The organism is Pseudomonadota bacterium (genome assembly GCA_039028155.1).
Taxonomy (GTDB): domain Bacteria; phylum Pseudomonadota; class Alphaproteobacteria; order SP197; family SP197; genus JANQGO01.
This window is the reverse complement of sequence record JBCCIS010000061.1, coordinates 1-24,752: the sequence shown is the minus strand read 5'-3', so window position 1 is coordinate 24,752 and position 24,752 is coordinate 1. Positions and strand designations below refer to the sequence as shown.

Here is a 24,752-nt window from a genome sequence, read left to right as displayed (position 1 = left end):
GGCGACATCGCACACCGGCTACGACAGCATTCTGCTGAAAGACAAGCCGATGTTCATGTTGGGCGCGTTCCATCACCAGCTGCATCACCGCTACTACAACTGCAACTACGGCAACACGTTCACGCCGTGCGACAAGTGGTTCGGGTCGGACCTGGACGGCACGCCGGAATCCATGGCCAAGATGCGTCAGCGCTGGCGCGCCAAACGCATGTCGGCCAAGACGTAGGCCTGCGTCAGGGCGTCTCCGTCACGCGGGAAGGGGGCTGGCGCCCGAAGATACGCTCCAGCGCTTCCTTGAACGCCGGTTGCTCGACGATTACGTCGGCGTAAGCCTGACCCAGGGTCTGCCCGGCGGTTACATCAATCGGATAGTGCGCACCGGCGATAACCCGGCCGTGGCCGACCCGCATGGCGAGGTCCATAAGCGCCTCTTCATGCTCGGGGAACACCTCGGCCAACAGCCGGGCATAAATGATGGCACGAATTGAATGTCCGCTCGGATAAGCCGACACCGGACGGGCTTCGCCGATCGGTTCGATGTTCTCGTTCGCCACGAACGGCCTGGGCAAATCGTAGATCTCTTTAAGGCCATCGTACTCGGCACGTGCCTCGTCGATGGCGTCGTCGATCGTCTGTTTCAGTTCCAGCCCATCGACCGTGAACAGCGCGTCGCCGAGCACTGGCGCAAACCGTTCGACGTTCAGCGTGGTCTCGACGAACTCGACCTGGGCCGGCGTCCGAGTCTGTTGGTGCCACTCGACGACAGCCATCTGTTCGTTGAACGTGGGTGAGCCGACAGCGGGCGGCGGCGGAATCAGCGATTCCACATCAACGCTGCCGGCTGGCAGATAAACGCGTTCCGCAGTTTCGTCCGCTCGCGCGTGACCTTGAACAAGCGCCCAGGTCAAAACGACAAAAACGGCCGTCAAACCCCCTAGCTTAGGCATTGTGATTGCCCTCTTGTTGTTGGCCAAACCACGATAGGCCGGCTTCGTGATACTGGGCCACGATGATGGCGGAATCAGGTCAGCCGCTATCGTTGGACGAGTCAGCCTCGGGGTGGTGTTCGCGGTAGTACTCCCACTCGTCGACCTCCTGGCCGTCGGCCAGAATGCAGATACCGACCTGACCGCCGTCGTCGCCGGTGCGGATTTCCGATTGGCCGCCCTGTTCGACGCAGAAGACGGAGGCGGGGTTTGCCAGTTCCGTGTTGGTGTCTGTCGCCGTCTCCTCTTCCTGATCGCAAGCGGCGAGCGCGCCTGCGACCAGGAAAACGGCGACAATGCGTGAGGTCCTCATCCGCCCGGATGCAGGCTTTCGCAAGCCGAACGCAGCAGATCGGCGCCAGCGCCCAGGCCGACACCGCTCTTCGCCGCATCAAGGATGCACGTGGCGACCGGCTCGCTGAAGAACCCGGCATGGGCCGGGCGGACCGGGTCGATGTCGTAGCGAATGATGATCGCGCCCGCGATCATGGCGCCGGCAATCAAGATGGCTTGCCAATTCTTCATGGATGGTTCCCTCCTTAACGGAAACAGATGATTGAACACGCCAGAGCTTGGCGCAGGCCGTGCGACCAACGCAATCGTTGTTTCGATTCAAGTGTGACGGGCGTGGTAGTGACCGGCCGGCGTACCGGCAACCTGGCCGCGGAGCCAAGCCTCGTCGGCGCCCTTGTCGCCGAAACGGAGGGGATCGCATGGGGCGGGGTCGAACCGGGGCGCGCTGCCGGTGACGAGGTCGCTCATCAACTGGCCGGCATAGGCCGAATAGGTCACGCCAGCCGAGTTGAAGGCCGTCGCGACATAAAGCCCGTCAACCTCCGCCAGGGGTCCGAGCAGTGGCTCACCGTCGGGTGTAAAGCTCTCTGGCCCGTTGACGAAACGATGCACGGGCGCGTTCTGAAGCCCGGGGAACAGCCGGACCGCACGCTCGCCATAGGGGCCGAACTGGTCCCAGTTTTCGTCCAGGAGCGAAAAGGCGAACCCGTCCGGCGGCGCGCCGTTGTCCAGGTCCAGCGTCAGCGCGTCGGTGTCGAAACAGCCAACCAACAGACCGCCAACCTCCTCGCGGCCATAGATCGAATCGTCCGGCGAGACGAAGGAGGGCATGGTGCGCGGCAGCGGCGGATCGGTGCGCTGGATGATGTAGAAATGTTCACAGCCCCACTGCGCAAGCGTGATATCGAGTGGTGACAGCAGACGCCGCGACCACAGACCACACGCAACGATGACGAGATCGGCGTCGAGGTCACCGTCGCTGCTCGCAACGCCGGAGATTTTGCCACCGTCAACACGGACCGCCTCGACCGCGCAGTTCTCGTGGATCGCAACACCGCGCCGGCGCGCAGCACGTGCAAAGGCGGCGGTCAGGTCGGCCGGGTTGACCCGGCCCGACGCACCATTCAGCCAGGTGCCGACGAGGGCGTCCGGGTCGATCAACGGATTGAGCGCAAGCGCATCGCGCGGTTCGATCAGCCGCGACTCAATGCCCGCCGCCTCGGCAAGCGGCGCCTGGCGCTCCATCCAGGCGAGCGTCTCGGGGGTGCGGGCGAGATAGAGGCGGCCCGTGCGCAGCCAGCCGGTCTCCTGATCGGCTTCCTTGGCGACCTCGTCGAGCGTCTCGAAGGCGGCGCGGATTGACGTATCGCTGTTTGCCATCCAGGTGATGTTGCCGGCCGAATGCCACGTCGTGCCCGCGCCCAACCGGTCGCGCTCGACCAGGGTGATGTCGCCGGCCTCGGCCTTCGCCAGGTGCCAGGCAATGCTGGTGCCGATGACACCGCCGCCGATGACGATGATCTTTCGCGCCATGGCCAGTCCGCCTCCTGGGCCGTCTGCCTAAAGGATCTCCAGGACCTGTTCGGGCGGTCGTCCGAGCGCGGCCTTTTTGCCGTCCTTGACGACGATCGGGCGCTCGATCAGGACGGGGTTCTCGACCATCGCCTGGATCAGCTCGGCCCGTGATTTCGCGGGATCGTCAAGACCGAGCGCCTTGAAGGGGTCTTCCTTCTTGCGCATGACATCGCGCGGTTCCATGCCGAGCAGTTTCAGGACGGCGTCGAGTGTTGCGGCGTCTGGCGGCGTCTTCAGGTATTCGACGATGTCCGGCTCGACACCGTTCTCCTCAAGAAGCGCCAGCGTCTGGCGCGATTTGCTGCAGCGTGGGTTGTGATAGATGGTGACGGCCATAGGGGCGACACTCCCGGATATTGATCGACGGGATGATGCCCGACATGACTACGGGCTGCCAGTCGTCATCGTGGTTTTCGCATGACCAGCTTCGTCCCAATCCTCCCAACCGGGAAAGGGGAGTGGATCGTCGTGCTGCCATTGCTCAAGTCGTTCGGCCAAGGTCGCCAGATGATGTTCCAGGTGCTGGTCGAACTCCCGCCCCTCTAGACGGACAAAGTTTGCTTGGGACTGAACGCCGTGGGCGATGACAGGCGGCAGCACGGAAAAGCCCATGTAGTATAGAGAGTACTGGATTGGCCACAGCATGACCTCCATGTTGCCGCCGCGCCCGCTGCCTTCGAACGCGGCTTCCGGCGCGCCGGTCGTTACCGAACACATGGCCCGTTTGCCGCAAAAGTAGCCGCGGTCGTAGCGCATGGTGCTGGTGTAAAGGCCGCCATTGAGAAACACCCGGTCGAACCATCCTTTCAGCATGGCGGGCTGGGCATGCCACCACAGGGGAAACTGCAGCAATACCAAGTCGGCACGTTCCAATCGCTCGATCTCGCGTTGGACATCGGGCGGCACAGCTGCCGTCTCACTGGCGTGGCGCTGCTCGGCCGCCGCATCGAACACCAGCGGGTCCTTTGGGTTCGCGTAGTGCTCGGCCTTTTCGACGGGATCGAAACGGTCCGCATGCAGATCGCTCACCTCGGTCGTGTGTCCCAGCGCGGTCAACGCCTCGATCGCGACGTTCTTCAGGGTCGCGTTGAAGGAGGCGGGTTCGGGGTGGCAGAAAACGATCAGCGCATGCATGGCGTCATGTCCAATGGGCGTTGTTTGCAGTTGCACGGTCTCTAGTTGACCTGTTGACTGACGAACAACAATTCCAAGAATCTGACAGTGTTATTTGCAGGAATGAACATGATGATCCCATGGGATGACCTCCGGTTCGTCCTTGCCATCGCTGAGACGGGCAGCCTGTCGGCCGCCGGGCGGCGCCTTGGCGTCAGCCACGCGACCGTGTTCCGCCGCCTGGGCGGGATCGAGGACCGCTTGGGGGTTGCGCTTTTCGAGCGCTCGCGCACCGGCTATGCGCCGACATTGGCTGGTGAGGAGGTGGCTGATGCTGCGCGAGTTGTCGAACGTGAGGTGCTGGATGTCGAGCGGCGGGTCGTCGGCCGCGATCTTCGTCCGTCAGGCACCGTGCGCGTCGCCACACTCGACTCGTTTCTGGTCGGTTTCCTTTCTCCCATCTTTCGGGCCTTTCAAGACGAGCAGCGGGACATCGCGTTGGAGGTCTCCCTGTCCAACCACCTTTTCAGCCTGTCGCGCCGCGAGGCGGATGTGGCCATTCGTCCCTCGTACGAACAGGCCGAATCCCTGGTCGGTCGAAAGGCAGGCACGATCGCCTATGCCGTATACGGTGAAAGAGAGCGCGTCGCTGATGCTGGCGGCAGTATCGACATCCACGATGCCCAGTGGGTCGGCCCCGACGAAGCGATGTACTATCCAGATCTCGTCGCGTGGATGACGGCGCAGGGTCTGGACGATCGGTGCCGCTTCAGGGTCGACAGCGTGGTCGCCATGCAGGCGGCTGTCGCAGATGGGTACGGGCTCGCTGTGCTGCCGTGTTATCTCGGCGATCCGGATTTAAGACTGTCGCGCGTTGGCAGGACAATCCCCGGGATGGCCGTCGACCTGTTGCTCCTGACCCATCCGGACCTGCGCAAGACCGCGCGTGTGCGCGTCTTGCTGGACTATCTGGCCGCTGCGCTCAAAAAGAAACAGCGGTTACTCCTGGGCACGGCATCGCGATGATCGGGTCGCCAACGGATGTCATGATAGCGTCGAAGCATCCGCGTACGTTGTGCCTTGCTGGCCAAGACCTCTGACCCGATATGACGCCGGAAAAGCAGATCATGAAACTCATTCACGTCACAGACCCCCATCTCGTAGCGCCCGCAGAGACGCTCTACGGGCTTGATCCCGAACAGCGTTTCGCCGCGTTCGTCGATAGCGTCAATGCGCAGAACGCCGATGCTGATCTTTGTGTGATCACCGGCGACCTGGCGGATCTCGGCGAAAGCGCGGCGTACGAGGCTCTTCGGCACCACCTCGACCGTCTGGCTGTGCCATGGCGGTTGCTGATTGGAAACCACGACCATCGTCAGCTCTTCTTGAAGGCGTTTCCGGAAACGCCGATCGACGACGCTGGTTTTGTCCAGGATGTGCTGAGCGTCGGCGAGCATACGTTGCTGTTGCTGGACACCAACGAACCGGGCATTGCCGCCGGACGCTATTGCGAGCGGCGCTGTCGTTGGCTCGCCGATCAATTGGCCAAATCAGACGGTCCGGTCATGATCGCCATGCACCACCCGCCGTTCGATGTCGGCATTCCACGCCTCGACCAGATCGGACTTCAGGACCAGACAGCGTTCGCCAACATCGTTCTGCCTCATGCCGCGCGCATCCGGCACATCTTCTTCGGCCACGTGCATCGCCCGGTCAGCGGTTCCTGGCATGGCATTCCGTTTTCGACGCTCAGGGCAACAGCGCATCAAACGGTGTTGCACTTCGACAAGCGTGAGACCATTCCCGGTTGTCACGAACCGCCGGCCTATGCGGTGGTGTTGATTGGGCACGATGCGATCATCGTTCATAGCCACGACTACATGGATCAATCCATGCGGTTCGACCTCGTGAAGTACGACGCCAAGGCGTGGGCGACGATGGCACCGTGATCCCCCTTTCGAGTAGTCGGCGGTCACGAAAGCCGAATTGTCGAATGGCCTTTGCCGTGCGACATATCGGGATCAGTGCGGACGTATCACGTTGGGGGATGGTGATGACTTTTCGTTTTGGTGTTGTGGTGTTATCGGCCTTCGGTATGGCGGGCCTTTCGGCGGGCGCCGCAGAGGCGCAAGAGGGGTTCTACCCCACCGAATACGGCACGGTCGAATACTCGGTCGAGGGCATGCAATCCGGCACCACGACGCGTTACTGGCGCGATTGGGGCAGGGAGCAGGCGGAGTACCAGGATCTCGCCTTGTCGATTTCGGGCATCACGCAGGAAACCAAGACCTGGACCATCACGACGCCGGAGACGGTGACCAACATCGACCTGACAACCAATCAGGGAACGCAGATCGCCAACCCGATGGCCAACGCCTACAACATGTCCGAAGAGGAACTTGAGAACTTCAACCAGACGATGATGCAGAACATGGGCGGCCAGCTGGTGGGAACGGATACGATTGCCGGTCAGGACTGCGAGGTCTGGGATCTCGGCATGACCGGCGGCTCCATGTGCGTGTGGGAAGGCGTCCCGCTCGCCAACGATGCCGGCGGCGGGATGCTCACCATGACCGCTGTCAGCATCGATACGGATACGCCGGTCGACGAGATCCATTTCACCGTGCCGGACGACGTGACGTTCACGACGCCGGGTGCCGGTACCGGTGACGTTCCCAGCCTGGAGGACCTGATGCAGAGCCTGGGTCAGACCGAATGAGCGTGATCTTCTAGCGCCGGTCCGCCGGTGCCAAGAGCTCGCCGTTGACGCAGTTGCGCAGTGGCCCGCCGCCCAGATAGTCCGAGATTAGGTCGATCGCCTTGGTGCGCATGTCATCGATGCTGTTGGGGCTGAAGAAGGCGGCGTGAGGTGTCATGACAAGACGGTCTTCCAGCCAAGCCTCGCCGGCAAGCCATGCCTTGATCAGCGGGTGCTCGGTATCGAGGGGTTCGACCGGCATGACGTCCAGGCCCGCACAGCCGACCGGACCGTCCTTCATGCCGTCATAGAGCGCGTCAAAATCGACCACCGGCCCCCGTGACGTGTTGATCAGGACGGTGTCCGGCCGCATGGCGGCAATGGCGTCGCGGCCGATCATGCCTTGGGTCTCGTCGGTCAGCGGCACGTGGATGCTGATGATATCGGTGCCGGCCAGAAACGCCTCGAAGCTAGCGATCCGTTCGACGTTGAGCGCCAGCTCCATGCCACTCGGCAGATAGGGGTCATAGGCTATGACCTGCATGCCGAGCCCCTGCATGCGCCGCGCCATGGCGCTGCCGATGCGGCCCAGCCCGACAACGCCGCCGGTACGGCGATAGGTCCGGCGGTTGAAAATGGCGGGCTGCCAGCCCCAGCCGGTTTCGGGATCGGCACGCAGAAGCCGGTTGGACCGGCTGATGCTGCGGGTGAACGTCATCATCAACGCCAGCGCGTGGTCGGCGACTTCGTTGATGCCGTAGTCGGGCACATTAGCGACGGCAATGCCACGGTCGCTCGCCGCCGCCATGTCGACGTTGTCGTAACCGACTCCGGCCCGGACGATCAGTCGGCATCTGGTCAGCTTGTCCAGGATATCGGGGCCCAGTGGTATGACGCTGAACATACAGAAGGCGTCACAGGCCGCGAGCGCCTCGTCCGACACCTCGCTGAGGTCGTTAACCTTTTGAACATCAAAGGTTAATCGCCCTTGCGGGTCAGTGAACAAAGCGGCGTCGGCGATCTTTGCGTCGGGCACCAGAACGTGCATCGGTCAGACGTCCTTCAAACGGTCGGTGAGAGAGGCTTGGAGATCCAGTGATGGTGGTCACGAGAAGAGTGACGAGCCATGGACTCCCTACCACCAAATCGCCAGAATTTAACCAATCGTTAGGAGGTGTGGCGCTAACCGGGAATAGGCGCCGCAACCTCCGGAACAATGACTAACCGCTGGGAACGGCGGAACGCAAGGCTCCTCGGCATCGTTTGTCGGCCGAGAGCCGCCCCAAAAGGAGGCGCATGACGATGACAGCGGTGTATGCAGAGAACCTGTCGTCCGTCGACGGTGAGCGTAAACCCCAAGAGCAGACTGATCGGGAAATCGCCGATGAGCTGCTGGTGAAGCTGCATGAATTCCAGGAAGCGATGGACCGGGCCATTCTGGCCGGTCTGATCGTGGAGCCGTCCTTCCGACGGGTCGAGAACCGCTTCATCAAGGTCGGCGTCTCGTCCGACTCCTATATCGTGAAGTGCCAAGTGTATCGAAAGCTCTCCTGAAGCCGAGCGCGTCGCGACCGGCGGCCGCCGTTTCCCCCTCTCAGGTGCCCGCCGCCGGTCTCGGGCTTTCGATCCCAATCCGTCCAACAACCGACTTCCCAGTGCGACGCCTGATGGTGTTTGCTGTGGCTGACCGGCCCTGACGACCGCTACTCTCTCGTCTGTCGCAAGAAACGATGTAAGGGCGAGAGGCGATGGACGATCAAACACCAATCCTGGTGACAGGCGCCGCCGGCTGTATCGGCGCCTGGACCGTTGCCCACCTGGTGCGGGCAGAACGCCCGGTCGTGGCGTTCGATAGATCCTCAGATCGCAGACGACTCTATCTGGCCCTGTCCCGAGACGAGGCCGACGCGGTTCCCTGGGAAACCGGCGACATCACGGAAGCAGGCGTTATCGATCGTCTGGTAACGCGCCACGCAATTGGTGGTCTGGTGCATCTGGCCGCGCTTCAGATCCCGTTCTGCCAGGCCGATCCGGTCGCCGGCGCCATGGTCAATGTCGCGGGCACCGTCGCCGTGTTCGAAACGGTGCGCCGCCACGGTCTCAATCACTTCGTCTACGCCAGTTCCGTCGCCGCCCAATCGCGCCCGGGCTTTGACGGGCCCAACACGCTCTATGGCGTCTACAAGCTGGCCGATGAGGGCATCGGCCGTATCTATTGGCAGGACTGGGAGGTCCCAAGCATCGGGATTCGGCCGCACACCGTGTTCGGTCCAGGCCGCGACCAGGGTTTCACCTCGGCGCCGACCAAGGCGATGCTGGCGGCGGCGGCCGGCCAATCGTTTGCGATGCCTTACAATGGCGTCTTGCGCATGCAGCACGTCCACGAGGTTGCCGCCGCCGTTGTTCGCTGTGTCGATCACGCGCCGCAGGGCGCCTTTGTCGGCGACCTCGAGGGGGAGGCGGCGTCCGTCGTCGAGATCGTCGCTGCGGTCCGCGACGTGATGCCCGGCGCGCAGATCACCGTGCCCGACGAGGCCGCCAGTTTTGCCACCGACCAGTCGGACGCTGACCTGCGCGCCATCGTTGGCGATTGGCCGCGCGTGTCGCTGCGCGACGGCACGCGGATGACCATTGAAGCGTTTCAGGATCTGTTGGCGCGCGGCCTTATCGCGCCGCAGCCGGACTGAACGGCCTCAGCCGACGGAAAAGGCGAGGATACGGGATAGCTGGCACAGTGGCCGGCCGGTCTCCTCCGACCAGGCGTTGAAGGCATCCTGGGTCTTGCGTTTGTCGGCCTTGCCGGTCGGCTTCTTCGTCACGACCTTCGCCTCGACCAAACCTTGCACGACGTCGCCGGTCAAGACGAACGTGTCCTTGCCAACCATGCGCAGGAAGTAGGGGCCGGAATTGCCGCCGAGCTGCGAAAAGTCTTTGGCGAGCGTATCCCACAGGCCAATGATGTCGTTCGCCGGCCAGTCGGCGAGCCAGGCGCCGAAGCTGCCGTGTTCTTTGATGACCCTCTGCATGGCCGCGGCGTTGTCGCGCACGGAACTGATCTTGGCCCAATGGCGGATCAGCGCCCGGTTGCCCATGCAGGCTTCCATGTCTTCATCGTTCATCAGCGTGATACGGCCCGGCTGAAAGCCGTGGAAGACTTCCTCGAAGGCCGGCCATTTGCTGTCGACCAGCGAATGCTTGAGACCCGCGCGGAAAACGCGCAGGCACATCTGGGAGAGATAGCGGTCGTCCTTGACCGCCTTCAACTGCCGCGACGACTTCGGTTTCGGCAGTTGCGTCTCCAGCCGGTCAAGACCGCCGGTGCGTTTGACCGCGCGCTTCAGAATTGGCTCGAACGATCTGGCCACCGTCAGCCTTTCAGTGATGTGACACAGGCGACCGCGCCGTCGCGCAGGATTGCGTGGTCGGCGATCGCGATGACCAGATCGTAGCCGCGGTCGAACATGGCTTGCGCGTCGTCGCCGGGTCCGGGAATGCCGCCCAGCTTGCGTCCGGACTCCTTGATCAGCCGCTCGGCTTCCTGGCGCAGCTCCAAGGCTTCCGGGCAGTTGGGATCGGTAAGGTGACCGATGCTGGAGGCAAGATCGTTACGGCCGATAAACAGCATGTCGACGCCGTCGACCTTGCCGATGTCTTTGAGGTTCGCGACGGTCGCCGCCGTTTCGACCTGGCACATGACGAAAACGTCGCCGCCACGCGCGGCCATGAAACCGTCCTTGTCGAAACCGTACCTGGCGGCGCGCACGTTGCCCGGCGCGACACCGCGCACGCCATCGAGTGGGAAGCGGCAGGCGGCGACAACCCGCGACGCCTCCTCGGCGCTTTCGACCATCGGCACCATCAGTCCGTCGATGCCGGTGTCGAGCGCGCGTTTGATGAGCTGCGTGTCGCTGTCAAAAACGCGCATGAAGGCCGGTGTCGAACCGCCCGCGGCGATCGCCTGCTGCAATTGGATAGCGGTAAGGCTGTCGCCGGGGCCATGCTCCTGATCGATCATCAGCATGTCGAAGCCGGCGAGCCCCATGATCTCGGCCCCGATGGGGCTGGCCATGGTGATCCAGCCGCCGACGAGGCGTTCGCCGGCGTTAAGACGGTCGCGAATCCTGCTGCCCTGCGCCATCGCGTGTCATCCCCCAAACAAAAGACAGAAATCAGGCTGAGCGTGCGTCCTTGCTGTCGTCGTCGATGACGATGGAGCGCATCAAGAAGGCGGGCACATGGTCGCCCTTGCCGAATGGCACTTTTTCTTCGTCGTTGTCTTTCTTGCGGCGACGCCGTGGCTCCGGCTTGGCCGGTTCGTCGTCATCGCTTGTCGTGGCGGCTTTTTTGTCGGAGGCCTTGCTCGCCTTCTTGGCCTTGTCGTCTTTCTGGGCTGCCGACTTTCTGCGTCGTCCCTTGCTCTCGGCCTTTGGCGCTTCGTCGTTCTCCGCGGCTTCGACCTCAGTGGGAGCGGCGGTTTGGTCGGGCGCTTTGCCGTCCACCGTCACTTCTTCGATATCACGGCGGATCAGGCGTGTGATCGCCGCCAATCCCTTGCTGTCTTCCGGCGTCGCGAAGACATAGGCGCGGCCACGATGACCGGCGCGGCCGGTACGCCCGATGCGGTGGACGTAATCCTCCGCGTTCACCGGAATGTCGTAACAGAAGACATGGCTCAGCCCGAAGATGTCGATGCCGCGTCCGGCGACGTCGGTGCAGACCAGGAACTTTGCTTCGCCACTCTTGAACGCGTTCAGCGCGGCCTCGCGCGAGCGCTGGTCCATATCACCCTGCATGCGCACGACGTCGAAACCGAAGCGGCGCAGCGAACGGGTCAGGCTGTCGACGTCCCGCTTGCGGTTGCAGAAGATCATCGCATTGCCGACGGCTTCGCCTTCCAGCAGCTTGCGCAGCGCCTTGCCCTTGTCGCGGGCATTGGCGACCCGCACCAGCGACTGCTCGACCATCTCTGCAGGCGAAGCGGGCGGCGCGACGGTGATTTCTTTGGGGTTGTGCAGGAACTTGTCGGCGAGCTTGCGGATCTCCTTCGGCATGGTTGCCGAGAACATCAGCGTCTGGCGCAGCGGCGGCAGGAAACCGACAATACGCTCGACGTCGGGAATGAAACCCATGTCGAGCATGCGGTCGGCTTCGTCGATCACCAGGAATTTCACGCCGCGCATCAGGATCTGGCCGCGTTCGATCAGATCGAGCAGGCGCCCGGGCGTCGCGATCAGGACGTCGATATCGGATTCCAGAACCTTTTCCTGATCCCGCATCGAGGTGCCGCCGATCAGAAGCGCGGCGTCCAGCTCGGCGTTCCTCGCGTAAATCTCGAAGTTCTCGAAGGTCTGCTGGGCCAGTTCGCGCGTCGGCGACAGGATCAGCGCGCGCGGCATACGCGCCTTGGCCCTGCTGCCGGCGAGGATGTCGATCATCGGCAACACGAAGGCGGCCGTTTTGCCGGTGCCGGTCTGCGCACAGCCCAACAGGTCGCGACCCTGCAACGCGACGGGGATCGCTTTCTCTTGGATGGCTGTGGGGACGCGATAGCCCGCGTCGGTGACGGCTTTCAGCACGTCGGGGCCTAAGCCCAAATCTTCAAATATCATGCCTGTCCGTTGGCCGGGCCAAGGCGAATAACGTGGCTCGTGGGCCTCGGCGTGGCGCTAGATACCTGCGCTGGCCGCCCGCGTCAACGGTTTGCACGCCGATCGCGATGGCGCGCCCTTACCAATTTCGATAGGGTTCGCCCCATCATGCTCCTCGATCAGACCCGCAGCGCGCTGCTGATTATCGATGTCCAGGACCGGTTGATGCCGGCCATGGCGGACCGCGACGACGTGGTCGCCAATATTGTCATCCTGATGCGTGCGGCCCACCGCATGGCCGTGCCCATCCTTCTGTCACGGCAGTACCCCAAGGGCCTGGGCGACGTGGTGGAGCCTGTTCGCGATGCCGCGGGCGATGCGCTGGTCTATGACAAACTGGCGTTTTCCTGTTTTGCCGACGAGAGCCTTCGCCATGCGATGCGCGACATGGGCCGCGACCAGTTCGTGGTAGCCGGCGTTGAGGCGCATGTTTGCGTGCTGCAGAGCGCGGCCGATCTGATCAGCGAGGGTTATCAGACAGCGGTGGTCGCGGACGCGGTCTCCAGCCGCCGCGCGGCCAGCAAGCAGACGGCGCTGGCACGGCTGGCCCAACACAACGCCGATATCGTCACCGCCGAAATGGTGCTGTTCGAGTGGCTGCGCGAAGCCGGCGGCGAGGCCTTCAAGGAGCTGAGCGCGCTGATCCGCTGACCAGCGCCCCAACCCACTAGAAGATGATGGGGCCGCCGCGCCGGTCCGTCCGGTCCGGTTCACGCTTGGGCAGCATCCGTGTCAGAAGCTGATCAATCGCCGCGTGGAGCACCGGTGAGTCCGCCGTGGTGAACTCGTTCACCGTGACGCGCGACGTCGTGATCGTTCTGTCGTTGTTGCAGAAGGCGCCCAGAATGGCCAAGCGGCCGTCGACGGGACCCAACGCTTCGACGTCTATGTTGCCGGCGCAGGCCGGCTTCGCCCACATGGTGGATGTCGCGCCGAACACCAGGACAAAATCAAAATTGCCGCGCGCGGTCTCGTCTGGCGTTGTCGTGAAGTTGCCGGCGGTTACCCAGGCCGAAGCATTCATGGCGTCCGTCACGGCCGTATCCCAAACGTCCGGCGGAACGGTCGAGGGCCGGCCGATGATCTCGACGGGAACGTCGCGCCCGGCCGCGACCCATTGGTAGAGGGCAGGGGTGTAGAGCGGGTAAACCGTTGTATTTGTTGCCACAACGCCGCCGGTTCCACCGGGGGCGCATGACGCCAGCGCCAGGATCAGGCCTGCGCCAAAAAGGGTGCGTATCATCATCCTTTCGATTTAAGCCGTCTTAACCGTCTCGCCAATCACGTTCGCATGAGACGCGACCTCCCAATCATGCTACAACAATAGCGCGAAATTGGAGGCATGTCTTTCATGCTGAAGATGTTGAAACACCGCTCGTGCTCTATCTTGGCAACGCTCCTCACGGTGCTTTTGCTGCCCGCCGCTGGGCACGCGGACGCTGATCCGCAACCAAGCGATGCAGGCCGGTTTCTCGGCAGAACGATCGCGTGCGATTGCGTCTCGGCTGAAACGAACTACGCCCTGGCGGTCTATCATGCCTTTTTGACCGACGAGTTCGGCGCAACCTATGCTGACCAGGCAATGGGCCATATGCGGCTGGCCCTACGCGAGGCCTACGACAACCAGATTATCATCTGTGGCTACGTATGCGGCCGCGACATTATTCCTTTCCTGCAGGAGGTGCTGGATACGGCGCCTTTGACCTATGGCGACGATATCGCCATGACGATCCAGCCTTCGGCCCAGGAAGAAGGCAATTATGGCCAATGGCAGAACTGCTATTGGCGCCCGATGTCGCCCGGATGCAGCGATCTCGACGATCCAGCCGATCGCCAGGTCGCCGTGCAATCTGACGAAGCCCTTCCGCCGTGCTCGGCGACCGAAGACCTGCTGGCTGGCGTTCAATGTGAGGGCCGGCAGAAGGGCCGGGTCAACGGATACTGATTGGTCGGCTGTCATGTCCTTCAAGCACATCAAGCCATTGGGCCGGTCACAGGAACGCCGTCGGCGCTGGCCGTTCGCGCTCAGGGCCGGCTTGTGTTTCGTCTGTGTGCTGACCGCTCTGACCATGGCGCGCACCGTTCAGTCAGACAGTCCGCCTGCTACAGACGCTCTTGGAACTTTCTTGGGACGGACTGTTGCGTGCAGCTGCGTTTCTGGCGAACAGGGTATCGTGCTCGCGATCTATCGCGACTTTCTCGACAGCACTTATGGCCAAACCTATGCCGACCAAGCGTCGGGTCACATGAGGCTTGCTTTACGTGAAGCCTACGACAACCAGATCACCATCTGCCGATACACCTGCAATCACGATCTCATCACTGATTTGCAGGAACTGATCGACCGAAGAATGCCTTACGCCGACAGCTATGCTGCATCGGCAGCCGAATGGGAAACCGGCCACACAAGCGGCTACTACGACCTGGAGGACGCTAGCAAGAAATCGGACATTTCTTTCTGCCGGAGTCAGCCATCCAGGCCCGAATGTCGAGATTTCTAGTCCGGTAACTTTCTTCGCTAGACAGCTAGATATCCAGGTCGACCGCCTGGTCGGCGTTCTCCTGAATGAACTTCAAGCGCAATTCCGGTTTGCGGCCCATCAGGCTTTCGACCTGACGCGCGGTCTTCTTCTGGTCGCTGTCTTCGACGACAACCTGCAGCAGGATGCGGGTCGCCGGGTCCATGGTCGTTTCCTTCAACTGGCGCACCGGCATTTCGCCGAGCCCCTTGAAGCGACTGATCTCGACCTTGCCGTTGCCGCTGAATTGCGTCGCCATCAGTTCCTCGCGGTGGGCGTCGTCGCGGGCATAGGCGACATCGCCGCCGCGCGACAGCCGATAGAGCGGGGGCACGGCGAGAAACAGGTGGCCGTCGTCGATCAGGCCGGGAATCTCACGGAAGAAGAAGGTCATCAGAAGCGACGCGATATGGGCGCCGTCGACATCGGCGTCGGTCATGATGACGACCCGCTCGTAGCGCAGATCGTCCTCGCGGTACTTCTCGCCGGTGCCGCAACCCAGCGCCTGTAGGAGATCCTGGATCTCCTGATTGGCGCGCTTCTTGTCGGCCGACGCACTCGCCACGTTCAGGATCTTGCCGCGTAGCGGCAGGATGGCCTGGGTCTCTCGGTTGCGCGCCTGTTTGGCCGAACCACCGGCGGAATCGCCCTCGACAAGGAACAGTTCGGTGCCGTCGCGGCCCGACCGCGAGCAATCGGCGAGCTTGCCCGGCAGGCGCAGCTTGCGGGTCGGCTGCTTGCGTTTGACATCCTTTTCCGCCTTGCGTCGCTGGCGCTCGTCCATGCGGTCCAGCGCGAACTCAAGCAGCGCATTGGCACCTTCCGGATCGCCGGTCAGATAGTGGTCGACATGGTCGCGCACCGCTTGTTCGACCAGCCTCGTCACTTCCGGGTTAACCAGCTTCTCCTTGGTCTGGCCCTGGAATTGAGGCTCGCGGATAAAGGCCGAGAACAGCACAACCGCGTCGCCGGCGACATCGTCGGCGTTCAGCTTGTCGGCCTTCTTGTTGCCGGTCAAAAGGCCATAGGCACGCATCGCCTTGGTCATGGCGTTGCGGAAACCGTTTTCGTGGGTGCCGCCTTCGGGTGTGGGCACGGTGTTGCAATAGGTCGACGTATAGGCCTCGCCGTCCAGCGGCCACGCGACCGCCCATTCGACGCGGCCGACCTCGTCGCCGAGCGACGCCTGACCCAGGAACGGTTTGGGCGTTGCCGTCTTGCGTTCGCCGACGACGGCGGTCAGGAAGTCGCCGAGGCCGCCGGGGAAGTGGAAGACGGCTTCCGCCGGCGTCTCGTCCTTGCCCGTGATCAGGCTCTTGGCGCACGACCAGCGGATCTCGACGCCGCGATGCAGGTAGGCTTTCGACCGCGACATGCGGAACAGGCGATCAGGCCGGAATGTCGTCTTCTCGCCGAAGACCTCGGGGTCCGGATGGAAGCTGATCACGGTGCCACGGCGGTTCGATGCGGCGCCGACCTTCTTCAGCTTCGTCGTCGGCTTGCCGCGTTTATAGGTCTGACGCCACAGCTTCTTGTCGCGGGCGACCTCGACCGTCAGGGCATCCGACAGCGCGTTCACGACCGAAACGCCGACGCCGTGCAGGCCGCCGGAGGTCGCATAGACCTTGCCGGAGAACTTACCGCCGGCGTGCAGCGTGGTCATGATGACCTCCAGCGCCGAGAGCTTCTTGTTCTTCGGGTGCGGGTCGGTCGGGATGCCCCGGCCGTTGTCCTTCACCGTGATGACGCCGTCGGCGGCCAGATCCACCTCGATCCGATTGGCGTGGCCGGCGACCGCCTCGTCCATGGCGTTATCCAGGACTTCCGCGAACAGGTGATGCAGGCCGCCTTCATCGGTGCCGCCGATGTACATGGCGGGGCGCCGGCGGACCGGCTCCAGCCCCTCCAGGACCTCGATATCCTTGGCGGTGTAGCTCGATTTTTTGGCGGTCTTCTGGTCGGCGAAAAGATCGTTCATGGCCTCGGACTATATCGGGAACGTGTGCGCCGCAACAAGAACATGCGGTATTTCTTTGCGGTTGACAGCCCATATGTGGTGCGCTCCAAGATACGCGGCTACCCGCCATCGTTGTGCCGGCGGCGCCCAGAACGACCCACAGGAGGTCGCCATGCCGAAACTGATGATCGGCCGGACCGCGATTTCCGGTGCCAATCTCGTAGCCTCCCACGCGACAATGGCGCTGCGGATCGCCTGGCTCCCGTTCCTGCTGCTGGTCATCACCGAGTTCGCCTACCACAGTCTGGGATCTGACGGGGGCGCGGACATTGTCTCATCGGCCGAAGTGGACGGTGTGACCTCGCAGGATGACGGCATGTCGGGCGATGACAGATTCGTAGTTTCATTGGGTCAATCCATAACGGCTGCCGACTGGACGACGTTCGGTCTCTACCTCGTCTCCACACTGGGTTATGTGTTGCTGACCGTCGGCTGGGTGCGCTTTGTCCTAACTGGCGAGAGAGGCAGCTTCCTGTCGTTCGGTAGCCGTGAGATCAAACTGTATCTCGCCTACATCCTGTGGACGATCTGGCTCATCGTCCTCGTCTTCACCGCCACGGTCACCGCTTCCGTGCTCGCCGAACTCAGTCCATGGCTCGCAGGCCTCGCCGCCATCTTGTTGACCATCGTCGCGATGTTGTGGAGTGCGCGGTTGCTCATGATCTTCCCGATGATATCACTCAACGAGGGCATGGGGTGGCTTCGTGCCTGGACCATGACCAGGGGCAACGGATGGCGCTTGCTGATCGGTCTGGGACTGTGCTTTGTCCTGGCTGTTGTGATTGTGTTCGTCATAGGTGTTGCGCTGCAGCTGCTAGCCTCTGGCCTGCTCAGTGGAACGACCCTCTCTGTTGTTGTCAGCACCATGATCCAACAGGCGCTTACCGTGCTCTTCCTGATGGTGTTCCTGGGTTCGATGGCGGAAGCCTACCGCCAACTGGGCGGACCCGGCACGGCAGTGCCCGAGGATGTGCTCACGGTGTTTGACGCATAGTACTCGGACAATCTGGCTGAAGCGGCGAGGGGGGACGTGATGCAGAAGATACAAATCGGCCAGGTGGCTATTGCCGGCTTCAAGGCGTTGTTCGGTCAGTTTGGCGCGGCCGTGCGGATCGGATGGCTGCCCCTGGTCCTGGTAGCCGGTAGCCAGACCGTGGCTATCCTGCTTATCGGTAATGCGGCGATCGAGGCCGCGCACGAAACCGGCGTCTTTGACATCAAGGACCAGGGCCAAAAATTCGCCATGATGAAGTCGATCGGAATTGATCTTTTGATCGACTACGCCTGGTTAGGCGTCGTCGTCTTTATTGTCACGGTGGCGGCGTATGTCATGCTGACCAGCAACTGGCTTCGGCACCTGTTGCGCGGCGACGAGCCCGCTGGTCGTATCGCGACGGTGGGGTTTGGCGCGCGTGAGATCAAGACACTGTTCGCCGGCCTTGTCCTGGTGGTCTTGATGATCGGTTTCGGATTGGCCGGTGCCGCTTTTGCTTGGTTCTCAAACAACCAGTTCGTTTTTGTCCCGATGTTTCTCCTCCTCTTTGTTCTCAACATCATCGTCTATTTCATTGTGTTGCGTCTCTCTCTGGTGCTTCCCATGGTCGCGCTGGACCAGGGCATCGGTTGGGGGACAGCCTGGCGGATGTCGCGCGGCAACATCTGGCGGCTCTTTTGGGCGTTCTTTCTGGCATCGCTGCTGGTCAATGTCGTGTTCATGGTGGTGCAGATACCGTTTGCGATGATAGGGGGCGCCGTGAGTCTGACGTCGCCGGAGGGGATCTTGTCTGGCGTGGCGATCCAGATGGCCGGGTATGCCGTCACCTATGTCATTGGCTTCATCGTTGTGCTTGGCTCGCTCGCCGAGGCGTACCGGCAGCTCGATGGGCCGGGTTCCATGGTGCGTGAAGACACGCTCGCGGTGTTCGACGGTTAGGACGGACGCGCTATGGTTTGGCGCCAGGCGGCCTTTGTCCGCCGCATAGGCATAGAGGAAGCATGGACAAGGTTCAGATCGGCCGGACGGCGATAGAGGGCCTTCGCCTGTTCTTCGGGCGGTTCGGCACGGCATGCAGAATCGCCTGGGTGCCCCTAGTGATCCTGATCATTGCCCAAATCGGTTACGTCCTCCTAATCACGCCCGCCATGGAGGCGTTCGGCGCAACCTTCTACTACCAGAACGTCGAACCCGAAGACGACCTGGCGGTCGTGGAAGCGATTCTGGAGGCCGGCGGCGAATTGTTCTCGCAGATCGGCTGGCAGGTTCTGGCCTTCGTTCTTATTTCAGCGGCTGCCTACATGATGCTTGTGGTGGCATGGCTGCGCTTTGGCTTGCTCGGCGACAAGCTTGATGGCCGCATCGGACTGCTTCGCCTTGGCGGCCGCGAGATCAAGACATTCTTCGCCTATATCCTGTGGGCCTTGCTGTGGCTCATCATGATCGGCGTGACGGTCTTGATCGGGGTCGGTTTCGCACAGATTAGCCCCTGGCTTTCGGCCGTCGCCGTCGTGCCGATGGCAATCGTCATGATCCTGTGGACGACGCGCCTGCTGCTGGTCTTCCCGTCTATTGCCCTGGATCAAGGGATGCGGTGGGGCATGGCGTGGCGCATGACCAAGGGCAATGGCTGGCGGTTGTTCACCGCGTTCGGTCTTGCGACCCTGCTGGTCTTCGCGGTTTCTTTGGTGCCGAGCGTGATCGTTGCCTTACTGGCGTTTGCCGTGGGCTTTGCCGACACCGCCGCGTTTAGCGTGATCGATCTGGTCGGTGCGATTGTCCAACAAATCACCGGCGTCTTTTCCGCCATGGTCCTGCTCGGCTCCTTGGCCGAGGCTTACCGTCAGCTTAACGGTCCGGGCATTGCCGTGTCTGAACAGGTCTTGTCGGTGTTCGACGACTAGGACCCAAGCGGTCCGAAAACCGCCCCATTGGTCACCTAGAAAGCACGATCCGGAGACACGTTGATGGCTGATCGCACCGGGCGTTTCAATCACCGACCAAGTTTTGCGGGATGGACGCCTTGGTCCAGCTGACACCTGATCCACCGGTCAACCGACACGCGGAGACCACCGTCTCACCGGGTGACGGCGTCTTGCGAATGGGCCGCATTCTTGGTGCGGGACTGCGGCCGATCTTCGCGGACCTGCGTGGCGCGGTGCGCGCTTGCCTTCTTCCGGCGCTGCTGGTTCTGCTCGCCCAGGGCGTCTTTATCGAAGTCGCGCGTCAGTCGACAGACCGTGGCGGCGAGCGATGGGGGTTCTTCGAGGCGCTCTACGTGGTTATCTCGCTCATGTTCGAGAACCTCCACAGTTTCGACGTGGGTATCGTCGCGCTGATGATCGCCATCGCGTTTGCTTACGTGATGCTGGCGCACCGATGGCTGTCCCGCGTCCTGCCTGATGGAACCGCGTCGCAGGAAGGCCGCCGAGCGCCGGGCGGACGTTTCCCACGCATGCTGCTGATCACGGTGATCTGCTGCGCAATGGCCATCGCGGGTCTTGTCGGTTCGGTCTATCTGGCCTTCGTCGTTGCCATGGAGGGTGATATCGCGGCCGGGATCCTGGTGTTCTTCCTGGTGCTGATCTTCGCCATTGCGTTGGTGATGGATATCGCGCTTGTGCTGCCGATGATCGCCGTGACCGGGACCATGGGATGGATCAGGCTGCGCAAGCTGGCCGGTCGAAGGACCGGCAGGCTCGCCTTGGCGTTGACCGCAGCTTTTGTGTTCTCCCTGGTGCCCCTGGTTCTGGCGGGGCTGCCGGCATCGCTCATCGGGCACCTGCTTGAAGCCGTGGACGGTCCAACACCGGGCCTTGCCACCCAGGCGTCGATGGCGGTCTACGGCATCGCCGGCGTGATCGGCTGCATGATGTTGATGGGCTCGCTGGCCGAGGCCTATCGCCAGCTCGGCGGGCCGGGCCTTGGCGTGCCTGAATCCGTTCTCGCCGTCTTTGACGACGCTTGAAGCGTCACGACGCGACACGCGGTCAACCTGGTGACGGCACAACGTATCGCGCATCGTTGGAAGTCATGGCTATACTGCCGCGGCGATCGGAGGGGGAAGCATGCAGAAACTGCAAATTGGTCAGGCGATCGGTGCCGGCATCAAACAGTTCTTCGGGCAGTTTGGCAGTGCCTTGAAGATCGGTTGGGTGCCGCTTGCCATTCTGGTCATCGCGCACGGCATCTTCATGGCTGTGGTGCTGCCGGACTTGGAAGCGCTCATACCGCGGGAAGGTGCGGTCGACGGCCAGAGTGAGGCTCTCACAGAGTCCGAAGTGCAGCAGCTTGGCGTCGAGTTCTTGGCGCGCTTCGGCTGGCTGGGTGTCATCGCGGGGCTGGTGACAATTCTCGCCTATGTCATGGTCACGACCGGATGGCTACGCTTTCTGCTGTGTGGTGACGACCTGGGCGGGCGGGCCGGCATGTTCCAGTTCTCCGGGCGTGAGTTTAAGATGCTGGGGACGGCCATTTTGCTGATGCTGGTGTTCGGCATTGTCGGCACCGTCGTCATTTCGCTGTTCGCCGGTCTTGTGTTTGTGATCGGCGGTTTCGTCAACGTCCTCATCCTCGTCGTCTACGGCGCCTTGATGCTGGCGTTCGTGCGCATGGCGCTGTTGTTTCCGATGGTCGCGCTGGACCAGGGCGCGAATTGGGGCGCGGCCTGGCGCCTGGGAAAGGGCAACAGCTGGCGCCTTTTCTGGACGTACGTCGTCATTTCGATCTTCGTCGGCTTGCTGTCGTTTGTCGCCTTCATCCCGGTCGGCCTCGTTACGGGCCTGGTCGGCGCCCTGGCGCCCGACAGCATCTCGTTCAGCCTCGTCCTGCCGCTTCTGGCCTATGATGCCATCTATATCGGCGGTTTCATGATCACGCTGGGATCGCTTGCCGACTGCTACAGGCAACTGAACGGGCCCGGCGCAGGCGTGTCGGACCGCGAGCTCGCCGTCTTCGACGACGCGTGATGCGCCCCTCGGCTTACATTCGGCCTACATGAAGATCAGGACGGCGAAGGTCGCGAACAGAACCATGTGGATCATGCCCATCAGGACATTGGTTTCGCCGCGCCGGTAAGAGACGATACCGACCAGGAGCGTCAGACCCAGCAGGATCATCTGCACCGGCGTCAGCGCCAGGTTGACCGGATGGCCGGTCGCGAGACCAATGATCAGCACGGTCGGAATGGTGAGACCCATGGTCGACAGCGCCGAGCCCAGGCCGATGTTGACGACCCGCTGCGCCTCGTTGTTGAGGCCGGCGCGCAGCGACGTCAGTGCTTCCGGCGTCAAGATCAAGACCGCGACGACCAGGGCGCCGAGCGCCTGGGGCGCGTCCAGGTCCTTGACCGCCCGGTCGGTGACGATCGCCATGCTCTTCGACAGAAAGGCCAGCAGGCACAGCACAACGATCAAGACGATGATGTGAAAGAGCGCGCTTTCGCCCTTGGCGTGAGCCTCTTCATCGGTGACTTCCTTGGCCGCCTTGGTCGGCTCGAAGACGAAGAAGTAGCGGTGCTCCTTGGTCTGAATGCGCAGGAAGACCGCGTAGAGCGCACCGCACGCCAGGATCAGGAAAAGCTCATAGGTGTCGACATAGGTGGGTTCGATGGCGGCCGGCATGAAAAGGCCGAGGCCGACAAAACACAGGATGACGGAGAAATAGGTCTCCGAGCTCTTGAGGTTATAGCGCTGCTCGCCGTGCTTCAGGCCGCCGACCAGGATCGGCAATCCGATCATGACGTTCATCATCAGGATCAGCAGCGTAAACAGCGTGTCGCGCGCGAAAGTCGGGTTGTTCTCCTCGTGCAGCATGACGACGGCGATCATGATGACTTCGATGATCACGACCGACAGCGTCAGGATCAGCGTGCCATAGGGTTCGCCGTACTTGTGGGCCAGATACTCGGCATGGGCGACGACGCTGGAGGCGGCCCACAGGATGATGATGAAAAGCCACGCAAACAGCCCAAAACCCGCCCAGGGACCGGGGAAGCTGTCGACCAGGGTCTCGTCGATGGTGAAGCCCGCGCCCATCATGTAGGCAATCACAACCGAGACCAGCGCCGCCCACAGCGGGTATTCCTTCGCGAGCCGTTTCACCCAAGCCATAAACTGTCCCCTGAAACACCACCGGTTGTCTGCACGCCGCCTTATAGCCGCTCGCTTGGCGGTTGGCGACGGTCGCCATCCACAGCCCGTCGCACCGGCCAGGAGCATGTGATAAGGATCGGCGGTCGTCTGAGAGAGTGTACATGTCAAAGATCCTGCCGGTTCCCATCGCGCGCTATGCGCTGAGTTCGGTCATCAACGGGTTCGACACGGTCCTTCGTCTTGGCTGGCTGCCGGCCCTGATTAGCTCGATCGCCGCGATGATCCTGGAATCGAGCATCTTTGTCGCGTCGCCCGACACCGGCGAACTGCAGGTAGGGTTCGGGCCGCTGCTCGTGTTCATCGTTATCGCGGCGCTCACACAGACAATGTTCGCGGTCGCGTGGCATCGGCATGTCGGTCTGGGGGAGAGTTTCGCCGGGCGGCGCTACTACTTTCGCCTGGGACGCCGTGAACTCGTCTATGCCCTCATCGCCTTCATCATTCTGTCGGTCCTGTCGCTGGGCATGGGCGGGCTCTTCACGGTCTACAGCCTGATTGCCCAAGGCGGCGGTTTTGGCGGCATCGTCATTCTTCTCGTGCCGGTGGTCGCGATCGCAGTGATTGCCCGGCTTTGCCTGTTGCTGCCGATGGTGGCGTTCGACGAGGCCGCGGACCCCACCCGAAGCTGGCAAGGGGTCAGCGACAACACCGTACGCGTCGTCGCGGTGCTGGTGCTTATTGGCATCCCGGTTGTCGTGATCGAGTTGCTGTTGATCTCGGTCTTCGGCTCCGTGGCCGCCTCCGGCACCGCCGCATTGGGTGCGCCAGGACTGGCGATCGACCTTATCGCTCGCTTCGTCTCCAGCCTGGTGTTTCTGGCGCTCCTGGCCGTCATCGCCGGCGCTGTCACGCTGCTCTACATGGTGCTGATCGGCGACGAGGTCACGCAGTCGAACCTTCCGGCGCCGCCCGAGACCTTCGTCGAATAGAGATCGCCGGCATTGCTTGGACACCGCCGGCCCGCCAGCTGAACGCGAGCGAGCCATTTCCGATTGCTTGGCAAGCCCATTTGGTTGCATGGTCCGCCATCACGTCAGCGGCGGTGACGGCCGGCGCGCGGGGGAGGGGCAGCCTTGAAGATCACGGACCTCAAGACCTTTGTCGTCGGCAACCCGCCGCCTCATTTCGGCGGCCGTTACTTCGTCTTCCTGAAGCTCACCACCGACAGCGGTATCGAGGGCATCGGCGAGGTCTACGCCGCCACCTTCGGTCCCCATACGATCGCGCGCATGGTCGAGGATGTCTTTGCGCGGCACGTCCAGGGCATGGATCCGTTCCGTATCGAAACCCTTTGGCGCAACGTCTATAGCCGCGGTTTCTCCCAGCGGCCGGACATCTCGCTGATGGGCGTCTTGTCGGCGCTCGAGACGGCGTGCTGGGACATCGTCGGCAAGGAAGTGAACAAGCCGATCTACGAACTTCTGGGCGGGCGGGTGCACGACCGCCTGCGCTCCTACACCTATCTCTATCCCAAACCCGGTGATAAGACCGACGTCTACGAGGACCCGGATCTGGCCGCCGAACGAGCGGTCGAATACGCCGATCAGGGTTTCGCGGCGGTCAAATTCGATCCGGCCGGCCGGTTCTCCAGCTTCGATCCGCGCCAGCCGTCGCTGGAGCGCATGGAGCTCTCTGAGTTGTTCGTCAAGAGGCTGCGCGAGGCGCTGGGCACGCGCGCCGACCTCCTGTTCGGCACCCACGGCCAGTTCACCACATCCGGCGCCATTCGCTTGGCGCGCAAGATCGAACCCTATG

The 24,752-nt window shown here is 62.5% G+C and carries 29 protein-coding genes; 16 read left to right on the top strand and 13 right to left on the bottom strand.

All coding sequences use genetic code 11. From position 1 onward, the window contains the following. A partial coding sequence (locus tag AAF563_22155; GenBank protein ID MEM7123996.1) for a sterol desaturase family protein occupies positions 1 to 226 on the top strand: 226 nt, incomplete at its 5' end. Between the two features lie 7 nt (positions 227 to 233). Here the strand turns inward: AAF563_22155 and AAF563_22150 are convergent. The 6 genes from AAF563_22150 to AAF563_22125 all read right to left on the bottom strand — a co-directional run bounded on the left by AAF563_22150 (position 234) and on the right by AAF563_22125 (position 3,989). Then, the gene (locus tag AAF563_22150) at positions 234 to 827 is read right to left on the bottom strand and encodes a phosphatase PAP2 family protein (protein ID MEM7123995.1); all 594 of its coding nucleotides are present in this window, start codon (positions 825 to 827) and stop codon (positions 234 to 236) included. Between the two features lie 199 nt (positions 828 to 1,026). After that, a complete protein-coding gene (locus AAF563_22145) occupies positions 1,027 to 1,299 on the bottom strand; it encodes a DUF333 domain-containing protein (GenBank protein MEM7123994.1) in 273 nt (90 codons plus the stop codon). Beyond that, positions 1,296 to 1,511, bottom strand: coding sequence for a hypothetical protein (locus tag AAF563_22140; protein ID MEM7123993.1), 216 nt, complete (start codon positions 1,509 to 1,511; stop codon positions 1,296 to 1,298). The genes AAF563_22145 and AAF563_22140 overlap by 4 nt, the downstream gene beginning before the upstream one ends. An 87-nt stretch (positions 1,512 to 1,598) precedes the next feature. Beyond that, entirely contained in the window at positions 1,599 to 2,813 is a 1,215-nt protein-coding gene (locus AAF563_22135) for an FAD-binding oxidoreductase (protein ID MEM7123992.1), read from the bottom strand. 27 nt (positions 2,814 to 2,840) lie between these two features. Further along, positions 2,841 to 3,191 carry an arsenate reductase (glutaredoxin) gene (gene arsC, locus AAF563_22130; protein ID MEM7123991.1) on the bottom strand — a complete coding sequence of 117 codons (351 nt, stop codon included), beginning with the start codon at positions 3,189 to 3,191 and terminating at the stop codon, positions 2,841 to 2,843. 48 nt (positions 3,192 to 3,239) lie between these two features. Beyond that, positions 3,240 to 3,989: an NAD(P)H-dependent oxidoreductase gene (locus AAF563_22125; GenBank protein ID MEM7123990.1), complete on the bottom strand. Its 750-nt coding sequence runs from the start codon at positions 3,987 to 3,989 to the stop codon at positions 3,240 to 3,242. Positions 3,990 to 4,097: 108 nt separating this feature from the next. Between AAF563_22125 and AAF563_22120 the strand changes: the two genes are divergently transcribed. From AAF563_22120 to AAF563_22110, 3 genes are all read left to right on the top strand, one after another. Further along, the gene (locus AAF563_22120) at positions 4,098 to 4,994 is read left to right on the top strand and encodes a LysR family transcriptional regulator (GenBank protein MEM7123989.1); all 897 of its coding nucleotides are present in this window, start codon (positions 4,098 to 4,100) and stop codon (positions 4,992 to 4,994) included. 101 nt (positions 4,995 to 5,095) lie between these two features. Then, on the top strand, positions 5,096 to 5,917 hold the full coding sequence (locus tag AAF563_22115; GenBank protein ID MEM7123988.1) for a phosphodiesterase: 822 nt from the start codon (positions 5,096 to 5,098) through the stop codon (positions 5,915 to 5,917). Positions 5,918 to 6,021: 104 nt separating this feature from the next. Then, positions 6,022 to 6,687, top strand: coding sequence for a hypothetical protein (locus tag AAF563_22110; GenBank protein ID MEM7123987.1), 666 nt, complete (start codon positions 6,022 to 6,024; stop codon positions 6,685 to 6,687). 10 nt (positions 6,688 to 6,697) lie between these two features. Here AAF563_22110 and AAF563_22105 read toward each other — a convergent pair whose 3' ends face one another. Beyond that, positions 6,698 to 7,714, bottom strand: coding sequence for a C-terminal binding protein (locus tag AAF563_22105; GenBank protein ID MEM7123986.1), 1,017 nt, complete (start codon positions 7,712 to 7,714; stop codon positions 6,698 to 6,700). Between the two features lie 254 nt (positions 7,715 to 7,968). Here AAF563_22105 and AAF563_22100 point away from each other — a divergent pair, with 254 nt between their 5' ends. Beyond that, positions 7,969 to 8,220, top strand: a complete 252-nt coding sequence (locus AAF563_22100; GenBank protein ID MEM7123985.1) for a hypothetical protein — start codon at positions 7,969 to 7,971, stop codon at positions 8,218 to 8,220. Positions 8,221 to 8,414: 194 nt separating this feature from the next. Next, positions 8,415 to 9,353, top strand: coding sequence for an NAD(P)-dependent oxidoreductase (locus AAF563_22095; GenBank protein ID MEM7123984.1), 939 nt, complete (start codon positions 8,415 to 8,417; stop codon positions 9,351 to 9,353). Positions 9,354 to 9,359: 6 nt separating this feature from the next. Here AAF563_22095 and AAF563_22090 read toward each other — a convergent pair whose 3' ends face one another. The 3 genes from AAF563_22090 to AAF563_22080 are packed head-to-tail and all read right to left on the bottom strand — an operon-like array spanning position 9,360 to position 12,275. Next, positions 9,360 to 10,010, bottom strand: a complete 651-nt coding sequence (locus AAF563_22090) for a DNA-3-methyladenine glycosylase I (GenBank protein ID MEM7123983.1) — start codon at positions 10,008 to 10,010, stop codon at positions 9,360 to 9,362. 23 nt (positions 10,011 to 10,033) lie between these two features. Next, positions 10,034 to 10,804 carry an aldolase/citrate lyase family protein gene (locus tag AAF563_22085; protein ID MEM7123982.1) on the bottom strand — a complete coding sequence of 257 codons (771 nt, stop codon included), beginning with the start codon at positions 10,802 to 10,804 and terminating at the stop codon, positions 10,034 to 10,036. A gap of 31 nt (positions 10,805 to 10,835) precedes the next feature. Beyond that, a complete protein-coding gene (locus AAF563_22080) occupies positions 10,836 to 12,275 on the bottom strand; it encodes a DEAD/DEAH box helicase (GenBank protein ID MEM7123981.1) in 1,440 nt (479 codons plus the stop codon). Between the two features lie 147 nt (positions 12,276 to 12,422). Between AAF563_22080 and AAF563_22075 the strand changes: the two genes are divergently transcribed. Next, positions 12,423 to 12,965 carry a hydrolase gene (locus tag AAF563_22075; protein MEM7123980.1) on the top strand — a complete coding sequence of 181 codons (543 nt, stop codon included), beginning with the start codon at positions 12,423 to 12,425 and terminating at the stop codon, positions 12,963 to 12,965. Positions 12,966 to 12,981: 16 nt separating this feature from the next. Here AAF563_22075 and AAF563_22070 read toward each other — a convergent pair whose 3' ends face one another. Next, the gene (locus tag AAF563_22070) at positions 12,982 to 13,482 is read right to left on the bottom strand and encodes a hypothetical protein (GenBank protein ID MEM7123979.1); all 501 of its coding nucleotides are present in this window, start codon (positions 13,480 to 13,482) and stop codon (positions 12,982 to 12,984) included. Positions 13,483 to 13,665: 183 nt separating this feature from the next. Between AAF563_22070 and AAF563_22065 the strand changes: the two genes are divergently transcribed. Next, positions 13,666 to 14,259 carry a hypothetical protein gene (locus AAF563_22065; GenBank protein MEM7123978.1) on the top strand — a complete coding sequence of 198 codons (594 nt, stop codon included), beginning with the start codon at positions 13,666 to 13,668 and terminating at the stop codon, positions 14,257 to 14,259. Between the two features lie 13 nt (positions 14,260 to 14,272). Continuing rightward, entirely contained in the window at positions 14,273 to 14,815 is a 543-nt protein-coding gene (locus AAF563_22060) for a hypothetical protein (GenBank protein ID MEM7123977.1), read from the top strand. Positions 14,816 to 14,840: 25 nt separating this feature from the next. Here the strand turns inward: AAF563_22060 and parE are convergent, their stop codons facing one another. Beyond that, complete coding sequence (gene parE / locus AAF563_22055; GenBank protein MEM7123976.1) at positions 14,841 to 16,811, bottom strand: DNA topoisomerase IV subunit B; 1,971 nt, start codon at positions 16,809 to 16,811, stop codon at positions 14,841 to 14,843. Positions 16,812 to 16,962: 151 nt separating this feature from the next. Here parE and AAF563_22050 point away from each other — a divergent pair, with 151 nt between their 5' ends. The 5 genes from AAF563_22050 to AAF563_22030 all read left to right on the top strand — a co-directional run bounded on the left by AAF563_22050 (position 16,963) and on the right by AAF563_22030 (position 21,812). Then, complete coding sequence (locus AAF563_22050) at positions 16,963 to 17,844, top strand: hypothetical protein (protein ID MEM7123975.1); 882 nt, start codon at positions 16,963 to 16,965, stop codon at positions 17,842 to 17,844. Positions 17,845 to 17,883: 39 nt separating this feature from the next. Continuing rightward, positions 17,884 to 18,783, top strand: coding sequence for a hypothetical protein (locus tag AAF563_22045; GenBank protein MEM7123974.1), 900 nt, complete (start codon positions 17,884 to 17,886; stop codon positions 18,781 to 18,783). A 62-nt stretch (positions 18,784 to 18,845) separates the two neighbouring features. Continuing rightward, positions 18,846 to 19,748 (top strand): hypothetical protein, encoded by a 903-nt coding sequence (locus tag AAF563_22040; GenBank protein ID MEM7123973.1) that lies wholly within the window; start codon positions 18,846 to 18,848, stop codon positions 19,746 to 19,748. A gap of 119 nt (positions 19,749 to 19,867) precedes the next feature. Beyond that, positions 19,868 to 20,812: a hypothetical protein gene (locus AAF563_22035; GenBank protein MEM7123972.1), complete on the top strand. Its 945-nt coding sequence runs from the start codon at positions 19,868 to 19,870 to the stop codon at positions 20,810 to 20,812. A gap of 100 nt (positions 20,813 to 20,912) precedes the next feature. Then, positions 20,913 to 21,812, top strand: a complete 900-nt coding sequence (locus AAF563_22030; GenBank protein MEM7123971.1) for a hypothetical protein — start codon at positions 20,913 to 20,915, stop codon at positions 21,810 to 21,812. A 24-nt stretch (positions 21,813 to 21,836) separates the two neighbouring features. Here the strand turns inward: AAF563_22030 and AAF563_22025 are convergent, their stop codons facing one another. After that, a complete protein-coding gene (locus tag AAF563_22025) occupies positions 21,837 to 22,955 on the bottom strand; it encodes a calcium:proton antiporter (protein ID MEM7123970.1) in 1,119 nt (372 codons plus the stop codon). A 143-nt stretch (positions 22,956 to 23,098) separates the two neighbouring features. Here AAF563_22025 and AAF563_22020 point away from each other — a divergent pair, with 143 nt between their 5' ends. Together AAF563_22020 and AAF563_22015 are read left to right on the top strand one after the other, a co-directional pair. Next, a complete protein-coding gene (locus AAF563_22020; GenBank protein ID MEM7123969.1) occupies positions 23,099 to 23,926 on the top strand; it encodes a hypothetical protein in 828 nt (275 codons plus the stop codon). Positions 23,927 to 24,070: 144 nt separating this feature from the next. Next, positions 24,071 to 24,752: mandelate racemase/muconate lactonizing enzyme family protein (locus AAF563_22015; protein ID MEM7123968.1), on the top strand; the 682-nt coding region annotated here is incomplete at its 3' end.

Bases quoted from the DNA above. Each gene is read 5' to 3' on its own strand.
- AAF563_22145 (MEM7123994.1), bottom strand. From the start codon at position 1,299: ATGAGGACCTCACGCATTGTCGCCGTTTTCCTGGTCGCAGGCGCGCTC.
- AAF563_22140 (MEM7123993.1), bottom strand. From the start codon at position 1,511: ATGAAGAATTGGCAAGCCATCTTGATTGCCGGCGCCATGATCGCGGGC.
- AAF563_22135 (MEM7123992.1), bottom strand. From the start codon at position 2,813: ATGGCGCGAAAGATCATCGTCATCGGCGGCGGTGTCATCGGCACCAGC.
- arsC (MEM7123991.1), bottom strand. From the start codon at position 3,191: ATGGCCGTCACCATCTATCACAACCCACGCTGCAGCAAATCGCGCCAG.
- AAF563_22125 (MEM7123990.1), bottom strand. From the start codon at position 3,989: ATGCATGCGCTGATCGTTTTCTGCCACCCCGAACCCGCCTCCTTCAAC.
- AAF563_22120 (MEM7123989.1), top strand. From the start codon at position 4,098: ATGATGATCCCATGGGATGACCTCCGGTTCGTCCTTGCCATCGCTGAG.
- AAF563_22115 (MEM7123988.1), top strand. From the start codon at position 5,096: ATGAAACTCATTCACGTCACAGACCCCCATCTCGTAGCGCCCGCAGAG.
- AAF563_22110 (MEM7123987.1), top strand. From the start codon at position 6,022: ATGACTTTTCGTTTTGGTGTTGTGGTGTTATCGGCCTTCGGTATGGCG.
- AAF563_22105 (MEM7123986.1), bottom strand. From the start codon at position 7,714: ATGCACGTTCTGGTGCCCGACGCAAAGATCGCCGACGCCGCTTTGTTC.
- AAF563_22100 (MEM7123985.1), top strand. From the start codon at position 7,969: ATGACAGCGGTGTATGCAGAGAACCTGTCGTCCGTCGACGGTGAGCGT.
- AAF563_22095 (MEM7123984.1), top strand. From the start codon at position 8,415: ATGGACGATCAAACACCAATCCTGGTGACAGGCGCCGCCGGCTGTATC.
- AAF563_22085 (MEM7123982.1), bottom strand. From the start codon at position 10,804: ATGGCGCAGGGCAGCAGGATTCGCGACCGTCTTAACGCCGGCGAACGC.
- AAF563_22080 (MEM7123981.1), bottom strand. From the start codon at position 12,275: ATGATATTTGAAGATTTGGGCTTAGGCCCCGACGTGCTGAAAGCCGTC.
- AAF563_22075 (MEM7123980.1), top strand. From the start codon at position 12,423: ATGCTCCTCGATCAGACCCGCAGCGCGCTGCTGATTATCGATGTCCAG.
- AAF563_22065 (MEM7123978.1), top strand. From the start codon at position 13,666: ATGCTGAAGATGTTGAAACACCGCTCGTGCTCTATCTTGGCAACGCTC.
- AAF563_22060 (MEM7123977.1), top strand. From the start codon at position 14,273: ATGTCCTTCAAGCACATCAAGCCATTGGGCCGGTCACAGGAACGCCGT.
- parE (MEM7123976.1), bottom strand. From the start codon at position 16,811: ATGAACGATCTTTTCGCCGACCAGAAGACCGCCAAAAAATCGAGCTAC.
- AAF563_22050 (MEM7123975.1), top strand. From the start codon at position 16,963: ATGCCGAAACTGATGATCGGCCGGACCGCGATTTCCGGTGCCAATCTC.
- AAF563_22045 (MEM7123974.1), top strand. From the start codon at position 17,884: ATGCAGAAGATACAAATCGGCCAGGTGGCTATTGCCGGCTTCAAGGCG.
- AAF563_22040 (MEM7123973.1), top strand. From the start codon at position 18,846: ATGGACAAGGTTCAGATCGGCCGGACGGCGATAGAGGGCCTTCGCCTG.
- AAF563_22030 (MEM7123971.1), top strand. From the start codon at position 20,913: ATGCAGAAACTGCAAATTGGTCAGGCGATCGGTGCCGGCATCAAACAG.
- AAF563_22025 (MEM7123970.1), bottom strand. From the start codon at position 22,955: ATGGCTTGGGTGAAACGGCTCGCGAAGGAATACCCGCTGTGGGCGGCG.
- AAF563_22020 (MEM7123969.1), top strand. From the start codon at position 23,099: ATGTCAAAGATCCTGCCGGTTCCCATCGCGCGCTATGCGCTGAGTTCG.